Origin of the sequence: Streptomyces sp. NPDC002088 (assembly GCF_040296605.1) — a bacterium.
Lineage (GTDB): Bacteria > Actinomycetota > Actinomycetes > Streptomycetales > Streptomycetaceae > Streptomyces.
Map to the genome: position 1 here is coordinate 1 of NZ_JBEOXO010000118.1, position 1,275 is coordinate 1,275.

Consider the following 1,275-nt stretch of genomic DNA (forward strand, 5'->3'; position numbering starts at 1 on the left):
CCTCCATGCGAAGTCCACGCCGAGTACGAGAAGTTGCGAATCGCCGCGTGAAATAGACGGTCAGACAACTGTCTGGAAAACGCGAGGCCCCTCACTGCGCGCTATGCGGCTCTGGTGAAGGGGCGCCGGGGCGATGAACGGCATCCGGAGCTGGCCTGGAATATCGCGGCTTACGTCAGTCACGTCACCGACAATCTGCGCAACTGGGCCGAGCGGCTGGCTGGGGCGAGGCTCACCGGCATGCGCCAGGTCCCCGGCTATGACCAAGACCTTCTGGCGCAGGCCCGCCACTACAACGACGTTTCCCTGGCTGGTGCATTGTGGTCGCTTCAGCGGGCGGCCGACGCCTGGGTGAGCTCGGTGTCCGCTGCGCTGGAGGAGAGCGTGGTTCTCGAGCATGCCGGTCGTGGGGTGCACCGGGCCGAGGATGTGGCGCGCAACAACGCCCACGATGCTGCCCACCACGCCTGGGACATCGAGCGAATCTTGGCCCACACTGATCCGCCGACCAAGAGCTGAGCCGGGTCAGGTGCTCTTCACCAGCGCGTGGACAAGCCACCGAATCCCCTACCGGCTGCCCTACCGTTCCCCCTGCCGATCCTCCTACCGCCTCTTGCGGTGGCCTACGCAAGGTTTGTGCAGCTCAGCCCCCTTGACCGGCCCCGACCACGCATCGCGACAACCCCTCTTCTCTCTCCATCTGCACCACCTGATGGGGGAAGGGATTGTCTGTGGTGGGTGGCAGGGTGAGTGATGGCGAGATCCGAGGGGACAGGCGGTGCACGTCTGTCGTTGCGGCCCGGCGGGTGCCGGTCCGCTCCCGGGGCCTTGTCGGCCCCGGCGATGTCGGTGAGGGAGCGGGGAGGGGCTGCGGGTGGGTGGTTCGAAGGCGTATCCGTACGGGTCCACGAGCGCGGTGCGCGCACAGGTGCTGGCCGCGCTCGGTGTGTTGAAGGTCGCGACGCCGGACCAGATGCACCGCCTGACGGCGCCGGGCCACAAGGACAACAAAAGCTTCCGCAACGCCTGTCTGGACCTCGCCAGGCACGGGCTGACTGTGTCCGAGGGCGCCGCCCGGGACGGGAACAAGCTGTGGGGACTGACGCCGCTGGGGCTGGACGCGGCCGCTGAAGTCCTGGGCCGCCCGCCGGGGGAGATGGGCAGCACCGCGCGCGGCGCAGCCCGCTCCGGCGCCCCGCACGCGATGGCCGTGAACGAGACGGTCATCGCCGTTACCCGCACCCCGCCGGCCGCGACCCGCCCGATCACCGGCGT

General features: G+C 68.9%; 2 protein-coding genes. Both read left to right on the forward strand.

Going from position 1 to position 1,275, the window contains the following annotated elements:
• Positions 1–72: 72 nt before the first annotated feature.
• The gene (locus tag ABT114_RS50430) at positions 73–519 is read left to right on the forward strand and encodes a DinB family protein (protein ID WP_351154133.1); all 447 of its coding nucleotides are present in this window, start codon (positions 73–75) and stop codon (positions 517–519) included.
• Between the two features lie 355 nt (positions 520–874).
• Positions 875–1,275, forward strand: a 401-nt coding sequence (locus tag ABT114_RS50435) for a replication-relaxation family protein (RefSeq protein WP_351154130.1), incomplete at its 3' end; no start/stop codon positions are given.